We start from the raw sequence: 16,045 nt of genomic DNA, 5'->3' as shown, positions 1-16,045 counted from the left end.
AATGCGAGATCTTGCTATACACTTTCGATTCAACCCTTAATGGCCCCGATTAGAACGCCTTTTGTAAAATATTTCTGTATAAATGGATACACCACTAGAATGGGTAGACTTGCGGTAATGACAGAAGCCATCTGCAAGGTCGGCGTAGGCACGATATTCTCCGTTGCGTTATCCACCGAATTACTTAAGAGCAGCAGTTTACGCACAACAATTTGCAGCGGATTTAAATCTGCGTCCGTAATGTACAGAACTGCTGGGAAAAAGCTATTCCAATTGGACACGGCATAGAACAAACCTATGGTCATTAGCGAAGGCACCGACAGCGGAACGACGATGCGGAACAAAATGCTCAAATCGCCAGCTCCATCGATTCTTGCAGACTCAAACAACTCCTCGGGAAGTCCTTCAAAAAACGTTTTCATAATCAACAGGTTATAGGTTGCGACTGCGCTTGGAATAACCAAGGCCCAGATGGTATTTAACATGCCTAAGGATTTGACGAGCAAGTACGTCGGTATTAATCCGCCACTGAATAGCATCGTAAATACGATCATAAGTAGAATAAAGGTGCGTCCTCGTAATGATTTTCGACTAAGCGAATAGGCGCCAAGCATCGTAATTAGCAAGTTAATAGCCGTACCCACCGTCGCAGTAAATAAAGACACCAGCATGGATTGCGGCAACTCTCTGGTCTGGAAAAGATATTTGTAAGCTTCAAACGTGATCGATTTGGGGAAAATAAGAAATCCCCCGTTTTTAATCACTTCCCCATAAGGTGTGAGCGACATAGATAACACAAAGAGAAGTGGGAAAAGACTTGCAATACCTACTACACAAAGAATTAAATTAATAACAGCACCTGCTGCTCGTTCCCCGCGATTGATTACCATATGCCCCCACCCCATCTTCTTGCAATCTTATTGGCGGATAGCACAAGCATCAAACCAATGACCGATTTAAATAATCCTACTGCAGATGCCAAACTGAAGTTCAATTGTTCAAGCCCCGTACGATAGACCCACGTATCGATGATATCGCCTACAGCGTAGACCCGAATATTATAGAAGATGAACACTTGATCGAACCCCGCATCCAAGATGTACCCCAATTTTAAAATCAAAAGCAGCATGATCACATTCGATATACCTGGCAGTGTAATACTCCAGATCCGTCGTAAACGTCCCGCCCCATCCATCATCGCAGCTTCATACAGCGAGGGATCTATGCCTGCAATAGCAGCAATATAAATGATCGCTCCCCAGCCAAGATCCTTCCAAATGTCGGTCCCGACGAGTACTGAGCGAAACCACTCAGGTTCACCTAGAAATGAAATTGCCTCATACCCTAGGTCGCTGATCCAGCGGTTCAACAGTCCATTCGTCTCGGAAAGAAACGCCACCGCGATCCCATACACGATAACCCACGACAAAAAGTGGGGCATGTAACTCAACGTTTGAATCCATCTTTTTAACAAAACGCTTCTACTCTCATTTAGCAAAATAGCTAACAGGATGGACGGCAACATACCGAAGATTAACTTGTAGCAGCTGATCAACAGCGTATTGCCAAACAACCGAGAGAAATACGGTGAACTATAGAACATATCAAAGTATTTATACCAAGGATGAGCCCAATCCGAACCCCCGATTCCCGATAAAATGTTATAGTCCTTAAACGCGATAATAGCACCGTACATCGGTATATATTTAAAAATGACATACCAGGCTATAAGCGGTAAAAGCATGAAGTAAAGCACTCTATTCTTCCACAATCCTGCCAATTGGCATTACCTCCATCAACTCTTTGTTGTACCTTCATTATCCCATGCAGCCGCTCTTCAAATAAGGAAGAGATTTATTCATCAGCAGTAACAAATTTACTTACTTTTAGGGATCATTCGGCTCTATATACATGCAAAAAGGCCTCCGCCATTCTTTCTGGCAGTGGCCTATTCGTGGCATCATGTTATCTGGCAAATGGGTAGTCAAAAGCCACTTGCTTCTTCTTGATCACGCTATTATTTTCGATGACATACACTTCATTTGGCTTGATTGTAAAGTCAAAGCTTTGCTCTTCGATTTGCAAATGAATAGCTGTCGCCTCCGTATCGATCCCGATGATTTCTTTGACTTGCCCTTGTAGATCGGTAACAATTCTAACTCCTGTTGTAGCGTTAAACATTTGTTTGTCATTTATATAGCCGCTGAAACAACCTTCTTTACTCTCAAGTGTAAAGCTATCTTGTGCCCATCGCTGGGTATATCTTCTTTCAAATTCCCCGTCCTGAAGGCCCCCCCAATAAACTTCATCCTTGGATATACTCACGCCATAAAGCCGTGAATGGTATTCTAATACGGAAAGTATGGCAGGCCCATACCCATCTTTTGCCTTGCTTGGTTCAGCTGTGAAAGGATCAAATTGCTGAGGAAAGAATAAGTGCTTTTCCAGCACACCCAAATAAATTTTTCCTAATAAAGTAATTTCCGCATAATGCCCATAGTTCTCCAGCGCCTGAATCGCTCTTTGGTAGGTTAGACTTTCCGGCTGCCCGCTCCAATTATTACTCGCAATATTCCTAAAAAGTGGATCATTGACTGCAATGGAGGAAAGGGGCATCGTTGTCCAGAACTCTTCAGGATTCAGCATATGGAAAGCAATAAATTCATCGGCCATGTCCTGGGTAAAGCCGCCATAATACATGACCCTGAGATTATTATGGGTAAGCACATCCATAAACTCGTTATTACAATCTCTGTCGTAACAAGCGTGCTTGTCAGGACGCCATAGGTAGGACCTTATTTTATGCCTGACTTCGTCCGCTTTCTCCTTCCAATAGGCCTCTTGTCCGTTCCCCAATTCTTTGGAAATGACAGCAAGGACATCTCTTCCACTACAGGAGTAACCCATGACATCCATGGATTCGTAAGGAACTTGACCTAAGCCAGATGGCGGTGTTTCGCCTGCCCAACTATCCGGCGCCCCCGCCAGGCGTGTACAGTGATCTTCTCCCGTATCCCACACACACCAGGTTTCCAGACAGCCGTCTCCATCGGAATCTCGGTATTTCCAGAGATAGCTATCAAATCCTTCTAGCACATCGTATAGCTTCTGAAGATAATTCTTATCCTTCTTCATCCAGTAATACATGTTCAACGCTGGCACTGGAAAACAATAGCCCTGGAACCAAGCAAAATCCGCTTGTAATTTTCCTTCTATGACCGAAATCATCCCCGGCAGCCGGCCATCTTCCCTTTGATTTTCCATAAAAATCAGTTGGTTATTCAGCGCTGCCTCCATATCGCGTTTGGCGTACATTTCTCCGCCCATCGGCTGCGTTTCCAACCACACATTGGGATAGTAAGACCCCTCTACCAGTACCTTTTTATCTGAAAAAGTTTGAATGTTCTTCTTTGCCATGTCTTCACACAGGTCGTATAGCGTTTGCAAGGAACGATTATTCGTAGCATAAATCACTTCTGTTTCCGGCAGCTTTGTTACATTGATATTCAGGCATCTATTCATCTTAACTCACCCCACCCTTTTATTCATTGATGTCCCATGAAAAAATATGTACGTGGTCCGATCCCCAAGTACATAAAGGGATTAGGCGCAGCGCTTTTGTTTGAATATCGACCTTCAGCTTCCGCAGCCTTTGATAATTATTGGTAATCGTCAGTAGTTCCATCCAACGGTCGTTATGATCCAGAAACTCCACTTTAAAATCCTTTAACATCGTTAATGGTACATGCCATTTGTTATTATTTAGTGGGTAGCTATTCGGCATATTTCTGATGATCCGGTTCAAATGGCTGTCAAAGACAAACCGCAATTCACTTATTTGTTGAGGTTGGTCAAAGCTGTAGGAAATCCAATCCCCTACACTTCCTGTCCATCCGTTATCATTGTCTCCAATCGATCTGTCAAAACCGTTCCTAAGTGCTTCCGCATCCCCGTTGGATGCCTGCAAACTGGCCATTTGCGTTATTAGCGGCAGTTTCCTTTGGTGCCAAGGTAGATAGCTGTCATCATCCATCAGCATTTGCTGCAGCTGTCGTATTTTAGTTTGATAGACGCCTCTTGGCGTCAGATTTTCCTTAACCGCTATTGCTGCTGCCGTGCCAATCGCCTGCCCCAGCATGGAACAGGTTCCCATGACACGGGTTGAACTAAGTGCCGCATGCGTGGCACTAAGATTCCTTCCTGCGAAGAATAAGTTTTCTATATTCCTCGAATACAGGCTCCGGTAAGGAATTCCGTATGGTGAGGGAGCACGATGGTAAATGGTAGGATGACCGCCTTTGTAATAAAAGCCTTCAGGGAAGTGATCATCCATGCTCCAGCCGCCATAGGCCACTAGGTCATCGAACTTCCCTTCTGCTTCGATGTCATTTTGCGTGAGGATGTGATCACCTATATAGCGGCGGCTCTCCCTTTTACCAGGCAAGAAACCGATCCAATCAATCACCCAGTTCTCTACACCATGATCGCCCTGATTTTTCATATGATCCCAGACGCCAAACACGACTTTTAGAAGCTCATCCCGTATTTCTTCCGTATCATGAATGGAATCACCATCGCCTCCCAGCTCAATCCACCAGAAATTCGTCCGTTTATCGTGTGGTCGATGCGGTAGATCCTCATCACTTGTAAAGGTATGTGCCCAGGTAGGCGGTATAAAAGGCTGCGGCTTATCCGTTTCGCGGATTTGGAATAGGCAGCTTAAGCCCATCGTTTTTTCATCTGCCACTTCTGGCTCAATCGATTCGTTGAATTCACTTGCCGCTTCTCTGCCGATTCGGTATTCCGCGCCAGTTAATGGAGCTAGGATGCCATCTCCTGAACAGTCCGCAAAGTAATTAGCTTCTATGGTATGCCAAGTTTCGGTCGTTAATTGCCAACCCTTTACCGATTTAATGGTAGTACCTTCCATTTCCGTACCCAAGCAGCTGCAATTTAGCAGTAGCGTAATATTTTCTTCAAAACGCACTTTTTCATAAAGCACACTATCCCATATCGAAAAGTTGGGGGTGTTATTTCGGTACAGGTTCTCCAGTTCAATCTCTTCCAGCAGCCCTGATTCACGATTGTTCTTACCATGGGCACCGCCTATATTCATCCTTATCTCTGAAGAGGCATTTCCACCCAGAACAGGTCTATCTTGTATCAAAACAACCCTCACACCACGCCTTGCAGCGGCTATAGCCGCACACATACCCGTCATGCCTCCGCCTATAATGCATAAATCTGTTTGATGATGTCTATCTCTCATACGAATCTATTCTCCTTTAATCGCGCAGTCGTGACTCCATTATCACCTGCAACCGTGCTTCAAATAAGGAATAGATTTATTGATCATCAGTAACAAATTTATTTACTTCACGTTAGACAAGGCAGACCTCCAGCCAACTTCCATCACTTGGAATCGCCACTTCAAATTTCTCACCATGTTTGTCATATCGAAGAACACCCTGCCCAACTGTTGCCCTTACACAAATACGTTCATCATTCATATCTAGCTCAACCTCCCCTTTGGCCGTTGGAACCGTTCCTTTCAACCACGCTAGACCGCCAAGATGGGGCTCCACGACAAAGGTTTCATAACCCTGACTTACTGGCTTCACGCCAAGGAAATACTTTCCAATTAAGTAAATTGGGCTAGCCCCCCAAGCATGACAGAGACTCTTACCAAAAGGCATCCCATACATCCCGTAATGCTCATCATCCGCCATAGTCGGGTCATACTCCTCCCAGAAGGACGTTGCTCCCCGTTCCATCATGCCGCCCCAGTAAGAAAGGATCTTCTCTGCGCACAACATCATGCTCCCCGCTTTCGCAGAAACGGAAGACTAATGAACTGCATTCCAGCTAACATCCATCCGGCGGTAGCGATGCTCATTCCCCGCTCATGAAGCAGCTCCGGTAACCAATTGGCATTGATATAGAACAGAAAAGATTGCAGACCCATGAACAAAGTAACTTGCCAGGCCAGCTTGGAGCGCCAGACAGAGCCTCCTTTAGCTGGAGTAGAGGCATAGGTGCGGCGACTCCGCAGCTGCGGCAGCCAACACAAAACCGCGAGTCCTGCTAACAATGCCCAGCACCCTAATGACCCTCTCCAACCTAATCCGGCTCCAACCGAGAGAGATATGCTTATTCCGGAGGCCAGCGCTCCGAATATATTAGGCTCCAGTCATGGGTCCAACTTGGTCAGGAAAGTCCCTTTTAATTAAACTAGGCAGAAGCACATTCCCAACCGCAATTGCAACCCCAATGACCAGCTTGTTTGAAAAATAGGCCATGAACTCTACTCGCGTAGATATTCATGACCTTCTCAGTGCATTTATAATATGTTTTACGTACTCAGTTTAGGACAGGAGCGCCCCGCCCTCAATCAGGATAACGGAGCCAGTGGTGAATCCGTTTTTCGCAAGGTAAACATAAGCTTCGGCAATATCTTCCGACTGCGCAATCCGTCCGACAGGCAATTGGCGCGCAATGGCGTTGAACATGGATTTCCGGTCTTCCTCCGGCATACCTGCGTAGACAGGCGTATCTACGATTCCGGGAGAAACCACATTGACCCGAATCGGGGCAAGATCCACCGTCAATCCCCGCATTAAACCCTCCAACGCAGAGTTGATCGCAGCCAACGTGGATGCCCCCTTCGGAGGCCGTTTGCCGTAAACGCCGGAAGTCAAGGAGATGGAACCTTCTTGATTCAAATAGGGGATAGCCGCTTTAACGGTGATATACTGGCCCCAGAACTTGCTGTCGAAAGCAGTTTGCGCCTGTTCAACCGGCAATTCGCGGAACTCACCCATCGTGCCTTCGCCCGCGGTGATCACCAAGTGATCAAACTTGCCAACCTTTTCGAAAAATTCCGCGGCTTTCTCTTCACTCCGAAAATCCAGCTCGTAAGCTTCAACATTCCCGCCAAGCGTTTGTTTGGCTTCCGAGAGCTTGGCAACGGAACGGCTTGCGATAACTACCTTTGCCCCTTCATCCAGAAATGCCTTGGCAGTCGATAATCCAATACCTGATGTGCCTCCTACAACTATGACTCGCTTCTCTTTCAATGACATTCGAATAGCCTCCCTATTTTCCCATTAATGATAAGCCCGCTCATATTGCTTTGGAATGGTGGTATATTCACTTCTAAGCGATTTAGCAGCATGGATAGTCCAGTAAGGATCTCGAAGCATGCCACGGGCGATAGCCACTAAATCCGCTTCTTCGCTGCAGATGACGGATTGAGCAAGTGCCGGTTCCTCAAGCATGCCTACAGCTACGACGGGCACCCCAAGAGCCTCCCGAATTTTACGCGCAAAAGGAACTTGATAACCTGGGTAGTTGCCAGGCTTTCTTTCCCCTACAGGTCCTTCCCCGCCAGAACTTACATGAAAGACATCTACACCTGCTGCATGGTAAGCTTTAGATAACTTAATGGCATGTTCCATACCATAACCCCCATCCGCGTACTCTACGGCAGTGATTCGGAAAAATAACGGCATATCTGCAGGCATTTCCTTTTTGACCGCCTGTATGACCTCTACCCCAAATTTGGTCAGGTCTTGTCCATACGCATCTTCGCGTTTGTTGGTAAAAGGGGATTGAAACTGATGAATTAAATATCCATGCGCCCCGTGAAGCTCAATCATATCTACGCCTGCCTGAACAGCCCGGCGGGCTGCATCAGCGTAGAGCTGTACCATCTGATTTACCTCATAAACTGTAAGTGCACGGGGCATCTTATAGCGGGATCCCGGATATGGTATAGCGGAAGGGGCCACTGGCTCTTTAGCATCTTCCGCTTTTCGGCCAGCATGAGCAATTTGAATCCCAATCTTGGCCCCGTGAGCATGAACCCCATCAATAATTCTGGCAAATGCCGGAATATGGTCATCGGACCAAATCCCTAAATCAAAGTCGGTTATTCGACCATCCGGCTCAACGTCCGTCATTTCCATGATGATCAAGGCTGCACCGCCAATTGCGCGGCTAAGGTAGTGAACATAATGCCATTCGTTGGGTTTGCCATCCCTAGCGGTTACGGAATATTGGCACATGGGGGCCATGACTACCCGATTTTTCAATTGTAAACCTTTAATTTCATAAGGAGAAAATAAGTGATTGCTCAAGTCAGAACCTCCATTAATTGACTGTTTACATAGGTCATATCATCAACTCTTCGCCTATCGGATATTCCCATAGTCCCAGTTTTCCCTTTACTGGAATATAGGGCTTCAGCAGACGGAAACCCGCTATTTCCCACGCAAAATAACCTGGACTGTAATCGCCTAACAGGAAGTCATCCCCCGTCACGACCTTCCCGCAATCCAGAATGGCTGACGTATGATTAGCGTCGATGACTTGATAACAATTCGTAAGCTCGCAAGTTGCAAGGATAACCCCCGTAGGGAGGTTTTGTTCCGTATAGCCATTCTTGGCGAGTAAAGAACGGATGGGTTCATATTTGCAGGCCTGCTTATCGACTTTCTGGCTTGCATGAATGGCCAACGGTCCGCGATACCGGGTCTTCCAGGATCTTGTTTCATAGAGAGTCTCGCCTTGGACAAGCAGAGTCGCCCACGGTTGAATCATGGATAATACTTTCATTCCTCTACGCTCCATTACTGTTCATAATGAAGTACTATTCCCCAAACATTCTCTAGACTTTCCATACACGCATAAAAAAGACGCAATCCCTCCGGTCGCATTAGACCTTCGGGAACAACCTCTGTTTCGCACGCTCAATTAAGCCTGAATTTCGTTTACGATTTGACGTAGACCCTCTTCGAGTGACGTGGCCGGACGTCCAAGCAGCTTCTGAAGATCATTGCTCTCGACTTCCAATGCGCCATCGCGAATCGCACTCTGAATTCCAACCAGAATCGGAACGACCGGTTCAGGTACACCTACGCTGCTCATTATGCTGGCATAAGTTTCGTCATCCACTTGTTGAACGGGAACTTCCCGGCCCAAGACACCGGCAAGGACAGAAGCTAGCTCTTCTTGTGTAGCAAGTTTGCCGGACAGCTCATACACGGAATTCTCATGGCCAACGCCCGCCAGTACGGCTGCAGCTGCCTGTGCATAATCGCGACGGGTCGCCCAGCCTACTTTGCCGGATCCCGCCGAAGTCAACCAAGGTGCTCCTCCAAGGACTGCTTGAATGCTGCTAGTCTCGTTCTCCAAGTACCAGTTGTTGCGCAGGTAGGAATAAGGAATCCCCGAGTTTCTGATGGCTTCCTCAGTGGCACGATGCACCGGCGCAAGGAATATCGTGTTCTCGCTAGCGTTTCCTAAACTGGTATAAGCAATGAAACCGACATTAGCGCGCTTAGCAGCCGCTACAGCCGCAGTATGCTGGCGAGTCCGAGTTTCGTTGTCGCCGTCCGTGGAAACGATCAAGAGGCGGTCGATACCTGCGAACGCTTTATCTAGCGTATCCGGCTGTTCAAAATCCCCAAGCCTTACATCAACGCCGCGAGCTCGAAGGCTCTCCGCTTTCTCCGGGTTGCGAACGCTGACGGCAAGATCCTTAGCCGGTACGGTTTCCAATAAAGTTTCTACTACAAGTGATCCCAATTTCCCTGTTGCGCCTGTCACCAAAATTTTCATCGTAATTCCTCCTATAGTATGAATCTAATAATCACAGTTGTTATAACTACTTTGGTTACAACGACGGCATAAAAAAGCTCTTAGAGCTTTTTTTACACAAACTGAGAAGCTAGCTGACTTAAGTTCACTTGAGCCAACCTTTGTTCCATCGCGGTTTGGGCTTCCTTCATTTCCGAACGAAGAGCCGCTTCAATATTCCGGCCAACCGGGCATTGGAGATTCGGTTCATCGTGAAAATTAAACAGTTGACCGTCCTCGATGACTTCCACGGCGCGGTACACGTCCAGAAGCGTGATCTGATCGGAATCCTTCAGCAAGGAAGCGCCGCCCACCCCGAGACGAATGTCTACCAAACCCGCCTTCTTAAGCATCCCCATTATCCTGCGGATTATAACTGGATTCGTATTCACGCTGCCMGCTATGAAATCGCCGGTACAATCTTTGGAGCTAACTGCGATCAGAGAAAGGATATGGACAGCAATGGAAAATCTGCTACTAATCTGTTTCACTTTAGCATCACCACCGTTGTAACCATTGTAGTTACTTCGCAACAGAATGTCAACCCATAACCCGGCCAAAGTAAATTTTCGAGTTCATAGTCCCATTCGATTCCAATCTTATTGAGGGTTGGTTGTCCAAATTCCAGCGGCTTTGACGAATACACGCTGTGGTAATTTTAAAGTCATCAGAATCAACTCTGCCACATCCTCCGGCTGCATCATCCGATCCTCTTCCCCTATTTTCAACCCTGCATTGGATGCCAGCTCGGTGTTAACGGTACTTGGTGTAAGGGCCGTTACCCGAATATTGGATTTCCGTACTTCCTGCATAAGGGATTCGGTCATTCCGATCACCGCAAATTTGGAGGCGCTGTAGGCGGAAGCAGTAGCGTTTCCGCGCTCGCCGGCGGAGGAAGAAATATTAATAATAGAACCGCTGCTTTGTTTCAGCATGGCAGGCAGAGCAGCACGAGTTACGTAGTAGGTCCCAAGGACATTCGTTTTGATGATATTCTCCCACACATCGGGATCCATATCGAGCAGTGTACCGAACTGCGCAATTCCCGCATTATTAAGCAAAATATCGATGGACCCGAGTCTTTCGATCAAATTGGAAACGGCGGCATCCACTTCAGCCTTAACAGATACATCAGCGGTTGCAATAAAAACTTTAATTCTATAAGTTCGGGTCAATTCTGCCTGTAAAGACTCCAAGTCGCTGTTCGTTCTTGCCATTAAACCAAGCTGTACGCCTTCTGTGGCCAAAGCAATCGCAGTCGCCTTTCCGATTCCTTTCCCCGCTCCGGTAATAATTGCTGTCTTATTGTGCAATTCCATGAACATCTCTCCCATTCAATCGTTTAATTGATCCAATCTGGACAAACTGAAGAAAGATGATTTTCAGCATCTCTCAGCTCCTGCTCATTAACAATCATAATTCCCATTTTTGGTGTTGAGCATGTGCTTCAAAATCATGCAGTGAAAAAGTAAGTAGCTACAGTTATTTTACAATAAGAAAAACCGTCCTTGCGGACGGCCTCTGGCGATTGAGTTCAGTTTGGCGAGTGGGAGTGCAGCAAGGTGGGCTACGATTCACCATATCTAGTTTTTCAGCCGCGCGACATATCCATTGGCATACCTTTTTCTATTTGAATGGCTATAGCCTTCGTTCTGCCGAATCTACCTGTACTTCACACCTCATATTCTGTTAAAAATGACGCACGCAGGAGTATTGGCGGGATGGTTTCGGGATACATGGTTCCGTCATTCCCATCCTCGGTTGTAAAGTTAATATTACTGCTGTAATCTTCTTATTCATAAATTCATTCCGATAGGTTTCTGAAAAGTTGAGTTCCTCTTTGTGTGTTGTAAAAGTACGAGTCTCATAAGGGGATTCATAAGCGATTAGACTTCCTTCATTCAAGATTCGTTTGCTCTCGCTTGGGCCGCTCTAATATTTCTTGATCTACATGAATAAATTACACTTTTAGCCATAAAAATATCCGCTCTCACGCAGACCTCAATAGATATATGTGTTTTAACAAAAACAGCGGATGCAATTTCTCCTTACAAGAAGTTAGTAGTCTAAACGACCATTCATTCCAAATATCCATAGTTTGGGATTAATCAAAGATTTTAAGAATAAGAAGATCCCCAAAGCGTTATAAACCATGGACTTTAATTTGTGGATTTTTCATCCTGACTTTATTTATAATCATCAGATAATGGGTACTTATTTATTCAATTGTCGAATTAGCTGTACAAATCTTCGGTAGAATTACGTACGAAATGGCTGGACTTATTGGCATTGTGTGATGTTTGATTGCATGATGTTTCCTATGCTTAGACTACATCATCTCAAACCACTACGTGCATACCTTTTTTCGCTAATAATCATTTTAGCCCTAATGTGGTACTTCAAAATTCCAAAAGAGTGAATAGTTGATTGGTTTTATCCCTTATTTGACTGTACCCTAATATAGAAAAAGCGGCAGCCGTGGACGAGAAAATAAAATCCTAGACTTTCGTTAATTAATTTAACTAACGATCTGCGTTTAGATGATAGTATTGCAAAATGTGTACTGCGCTACTTCTAGAATAAAGTAGAGGATACCGAAGTAAAACACATACATGAATCAGGACTTTCATATCTCCAATAATCATATTGAAGTACTGACTAACTTTTTTACTTCTGAAGATTTCCCTGTTCCTCAAGGTTTTACTGATAAAGATGTCAACGTAAATGCAAAGCTGTTGTTCTCGGATAGCTTCTTCCTGTATTCGCGGTCAGATACTAAGAAGCTCTTCCACGACTGTATTATGCAAACCGTGGCTCTTGACCAAAAGGTTACAGAAGTCATTCAATCAAAATGTTTCTAAATCTTCAACAATCTATCCTCTCAAAACAATCAATTTGGAAATCATTGGATTACCAAGATTTGTATTTTAATGGAATCAACACCAATTGAGACAGCTATAATCACTGTCCCGACTGATTTCGTTATTTGAAACTAATTTTTACTACCCTTCCCCACTTTTATTGAATATTCAACCTTTTTCATTCCTTGCTCGGCACTCAACAATTTCCGTGTCAGATGAAGAATAAAAATATACAAAATATAGGTAACAATATAGACAAAGAAGGAATACCATAATCTCCAACCTTTATATGTAAACACTTGGAAAAAATCAGCTAACCATTCAAAAAACAATGAAATTAGAGAAAAACCGATTAAAAAGAGGATCCGATTCATTCCTTTCAAATTCCATTTATCATAAAAGTACAAAAAAATGTACGTGTATAAAGGATAATTAAAATAATAAATGAAAATATCCATTATCTCTAATTTAGAACTATCACTTACGTCATACAAATCAAATGGTTTAACAGCTATAAGTGAATCGACTGTCTGCGAAATAAATACAGTAAGTACAAAAAATACAGTTATTGATAGTGAACAAAAGCGTTTTGGAAGCAATATTACTATGGTTAGCAATACAGCAAATGAAAGTAATGTAAACCATTCATTTATGTCGAATCGTTCGGGTGGGTATAGTATCACAGTTTTCACACTTTCTAAGCATTTTTCGGAACAATAAGCTAAAACAAAATGACTCAACCAATACTACATACCACAAGACGATTGAATACCCAAAATTCCATCCGATAAATTTCAAAATGCCTAAATAATGAAATACAACATACAAACCTGTCAAACCAAAAAACCATAGCCCTAAAAAAAGCATTTTGATGAGAAACCGTGTTTTATTGTGAAAAGAAAATAAAAGCCAAATAGTTGCACTAGGCATAACAATTAACTGATTCATCTTATAAAAGAAAAAAGTGGAAAGTGACCTCGAAAACTCGATCAGATTTAAATTATCAAAAATTGCAGATTGTGACTGCTCAATCACAACTACTATGACCATATAATATATGATTTTCTCAATAGGTCGGAAAATTTTACGCATAAATCGCAATGTATACAAAATCCCAATGCATATAAAAAGCAAAACAATATTCAATATCACCACGAACTTAACCTCCACGGATATAAAAAATATATATTGTTTACGATTCCCATGTAAGCGTACCGTATACATTTTTGACAATCATAGATATTACTATTATGAAAAATTGCAGGTGCAGCATTATAGAGAATTACAAAATTTTTACTGAAATCATTTCACTTGCCAATCCCTTAATAGCTGCCAAATCCGTTAACAAACGGACTCCCCACCCAATTCGATTCATCATTTGAATTGTACACCTCATAGCCACGGTTTATTCACTTCTGCCTTTCGTGTCCATGAAAATCAGAGTAATCATTTGTGCTACACCATGTCTAAGGTGAAATATTGACCTAGCACTTGCGCATCCCCTATGCTCCATCGCATTAGTAATCCACATGTTAGATATAACAATGGAGCTTATAGGGTTGGAAGTCACGGTCCCCCCGACATCGTCCCATTGTACTCACTTGAGCAGCTTTCTCTTTTCATTCCAATCGAAAGTAACACGGGGTGTAACAACATAGCATCTTGACCAATCGACTATTCAATTTAGTGGAACTTTGAAATACCACATTAGTACTACGATAATTATTAACGATAAAAAGTAGGCACGTAGTGGTTTAGTATGATGCAGTCTAAGCATAGGAAACATCATGACATCAAACATCACTGAGTGCCAAAAAGTCCAGCCATTATCATATGAGATTCTACCAGAGATCTGTAAAGCTAATTCTACAAGTGAATAAATAAAAACCCATTTGAATAAGTACTTAATCTGCTTTAATTTAGTCGTAGTAGGGTATCTTGAGAGGAACAAAAGAACGCTTAGGGGCATTGTTATTACTGCATATACAATGACCGTTATCTGATGATTATAAAGAAAGTCGGGATGAAAAACCCACAAAGTAAAGTCCTTGGTTAGATATTCATACAGAAGACCACCAGCCAGGATAAAGAGCATAGTTGTGTGATACTTGTGCCAGTTCTTCCAATCTGCCCAACGCCAAACTGAATAAATAGTAAATAGAGTTATTACAACATGCATAGAATTTGACCACCTTCGTATCTTATACAACATATCGCATGTTGTAAGCTTTATTTTACCCACATTTTTTTGATTAATCCAAATTATGGATATGAAATAACAAGTAGTAGAGTACACCCCTTTGCAATTCGAAGAGGTGTATTTTCTATGGCAATCATCGTGCAAACAATTGGGTAAGCTGTCTTTATTGATGATTTTTGGAAATATGGGGAATAGTATCAATAAATTGAATCATTAGTGAGGGAAGTATGGAAGACGTTAAAATATCCGTGAGCCAATTTGCAGTACTCGTAATGATATTTACGATTGGAACTACAATCCTGGTTATTCCATCGGGGCTTGCTGTGGATGCTAAACAGGATGCCTGGCTCGCCGCTATAATCGGAGTTGGCCTTAATTTGTTAGTCGTCTGTTTATACAACAAGGTTGGAGATTATTTTCCGAACATGAGCCTTACTGCATATAATGAAATATTAATTGGGAAATGGCTGGGGAAGCTGCTCTCCCTCGTATTTATTTTCTTTGCATTTGTCGGGGCAACTACGGTCTTGTTTTATATGGGGAATTTTGTGAACACACAAGTTATGCCTGATACACCCATTCAAGCTATCAATCTTATTTTTGGCATCGTCGTTGTTATGGGTGTGCGTCTTGGACTTGAAGCCATAGTCCGCGCGGCAGAGATTTTTTTTCCATGGATCATTCTGCTATTTATTATTTTGGTTATATGTCTCATACCGGAGATTGAATTTGATAAGTTGCAGCCCATGTTCACAGTTGGATATAAACCCCTGATAAAAGCGGCCTTGTCGGTTGCTGGTACTTCTTCACTTCCTTTCATCGTGCTGTTCATGGTATTCCCAGCCCATGTCAATCAAAATCAAAAAACGAAAAAAGCTTTCCTCATTGCTACCTTATTAGGCGGACTTTGTTTCGTAATGATCACCTTTCTATGCATATCCGTATTGGGAACTAACATAACTGCAAGTCATATGTTTCCAAGCTATGTTTTAGCCAAACAAATAAACATTGGTAATTTATTGGAACGTGTTGAAATCCTAATTGCTGGGATTTGGTTTCTAACGGTTTATTTTAAGACAACTTTTTATTTTTATGCTTTTGTTATGGGGCTAGCTCAAATATTGAATGTAAAAGATTATCGACCGCTTGTTTTACCATTAGGAATGATTATGGTTGTTTATTCACTTGTTGTTTATCCCAATGTTGCTTATATGGCAGAGTTTGATTCCAAAACTTATATCCCTTATGTAATAACTATTGGGCTAGTGTATCCACTACTCATACTAGGGGTTGGAGCCATTCGAAAGCCAATGTCAAAGAATAAGAATACTTGAGTAGGAGGGGA

General features: G+C 43.3%; 15 protein-coding genes. 2 read left to right on the top strand and 13 right to left on the bottom strand.

Annotation, left to right across the window (positions count from 1 at the left end; translation table 11 throughout):
• Positions 1-29: 29 nt before the first annotated feature.
• The 12 genes from AB4114_RS06505 to AB4114_RS06450 all read right to left on the bottom strand — a co-directional run bounded on the left by AB4114_RS06505 (position 30) and on the right by AB4114_RS06450 (position 10,958).
• Positions 30-890 (bottom strand): carbohydrate ABC transporter permease, encoded by an 861-nt coding sequence (locus AB4114_RS06505; protein ID WP_441987694.1) that lies wholly within the window; start codon positions 888-890, stop codon positions 30-32.
• Positions 884-1,744, bottom strand: a complete 861-nt coding sequence (locus AB4114_RS06500; protein ID WP_441987842.1) for an ABC transporter permease — start codon at positions 1,742-1,744, stop codon at positions 884-886. Before AB4114_RS06500 ends, AB4114_RS06505 begins: the two co-directional genes overlap by 7 nt.
• A gap of 221 nt (positions 1,745-1,965) precedes the next feature.
• A complete protein-coding gene (locus AB4114_RS06495; RefSeq protein WP_441987693.1) occupies positions 1,966-3,522 on the bottom strand; it encodes an MGH1-like glycoside hydrolase domain-containing protein in 1,557 nt (518 codons plus the stop codon).
• A 19-nt stretch (positions 3,523-3,541) separates the two neighbouring features.
• Complete coding sequence (locus tag AB4114_RS06490) at positions 3,542-5,269, bottom strand: FAD-dependent oxidoreductase (protein WP_441987692.1); 1,728 nt, start codon at positions 5,267-5,269, stop codon at positions 3,542-3,544.
• 112 nt (positions 5,270-5,381) lie between these two features.
• Complete coding sequence (locus AB4114_RS06485) at positions 5,382-5,819, bottom strand: alpha-L-rhamnosidase C-terminal domain-containing protein (RefSeq protein ID WP_441987691.1); 438 nt, start codon at positions 5,817-5,819, stop codon at positions 5,382-5,384.
• Entirely contained in the window at positions 5,816-6,091 is a 276-nt protein-coding gene (locus tag AB4114_RS06480) for a hypothetical protein (RefSeq protein WP_441987690.1), read from the bottom strand. Before AB4114_RS06480 ends, AB4114_RS06485 begins: the two co-directional genes overlap by 4 nt.
• A 274-nt stretch (positions 6,092-6,365) precedes the next feature.
• On the bottom strand, positions 6,366-7,082 hold the full coding sequence (locus AB4114_RS06475) for an SDR family oxidoreductase (RefSeq protein ID WP_441987689.1): 717 nt from the start codon (positions 7,080-7,082) through the stop codon (positions 6,366-6,368).
• A 24-nt stretch (positions 7,083-7,106) separates the two neighbouring features.
• Positions 7,107-8,138, bottom strand: coding sequence for an NADH:flavin oxidoreductase/NADH oxidase (locus AB4114_RS06470; RefSeq protein ID WP_441987688.1), 1,032 nt, complete (start codon positions 8,136-8,138; stop codon positions 7,107-7,109).
• A 34-nt stretch (positions 8,139-8,172) separates the two neighbouring features.
• Positions 8,173-8,616, bottom strand: a complete 444-nt coding sequence (locus AB4114_RS06465; RefSeq protein ID WP_028557746.1) for an ASCH domain-containing protein — start codon at positions 8,614-8,616, stop codon at positions 8,173-8,175.
• A gap of 138 nt (positions 8,617-8,754) precedes the next feature.
• Positions 8,755-9,621 (bottom strand): SDR family oxidoreductase, encoded by an 867-nt coding sequence (locus AB4114_RS06460; protein ID WP_173193804.1) that lies wholly within the window; start codon positions 9,619-9,621, stop codon positions 8,755-8,757.
• A gap of 92 nt (positions 9,622-9,713) precedes the next feature.
• Positions 9,714-10,130 carry an Rrf2 family transcriptional regulator gene (locus AB4114_RS06455; protein ID WP_102711436.1) on the bottom strand — a complete coding sequence of 139 codons (417 nt, stop codon included), beginning with the start codon at positions 10,128-10,130 and terminating at the stop codon, positions 9,714-9,716.
• Positions 10,131-10,238: 108 nt separating this feature from the next.
• Positions 10,239-10,958 carry a 3-ketoacyl-ACP reductase gene (locus tag AB4114_RS06450; RefSeq protein ID WP_441987687.1) on the bottom strand — a complete coding sequence of 240 codons (720 nt, stop codon included), beginning with the start codon at positions 10,956-10,958 and terminating at the stop codon, positions 10,239-10,241.
• Between the two features lie 1,293 nt (positions 10,959-12,251).
• Between AB4114_RS06450 and AB4114_RS06445 the strand changes: the two genes are divergently transcribed.
• Entirely contained in the window at positions 12,252-12,500 is a 249-nt protein-coding gene (locus tag AB4114_RS06445) for a DUF3231 family protein (RefSeq protein ID WP_441987686.1), read from the top strand.
• 1,678 nt (positions 12,501-14,178) lie between these two features.
• On the opposite strand, the gene AB4114_RS06440 is transcribed toward AB4114_RS06445, so the two are convergent.
• Positions 14,179-14,679 (bottom strand): CBO0543 family protein, encoded by a 501-nt coding sequence (locus tag AB4114_RS06440; RefSeq protein WP_441987685.1) that lies wholly within the window; start codon positions 14,677-14,679, stop codon positions 14,179-14,181.
• Positions 14,680-14,927: 248 nt separating this feature from the next.
• On the opposite strand from AB4114_RS06440, the gene AB4114_RS06435 reads away from it, so the two are divergent.
• Positions 14,928-16,034, top strand: a complete 1,107-nt coding sequence (locus AB4114_RS06435) for a GerAB/ArcD/ProY family transporter (protein ID WP_441987684.1) — start codon at positions 14,928-14,930, stop codon at positions 16,032-16,034.
• Positions 16,035-16,045: the final 11 nt, after the last annotated feature.

This window comes from Paenibacillus sp. 2RAB27 (genome assembly GCF_052115445.1).
Lineage (GTDB): Bacteria > Bacillota > Bacilli > Paenibacillales > NBRC-103111 > Paenibacillus_E.
The sequence above is the reverse complement of the archived record's forward strand: the minus strand, read 5'-3'. Positions and strand labels throughout refer to the sequence as shown.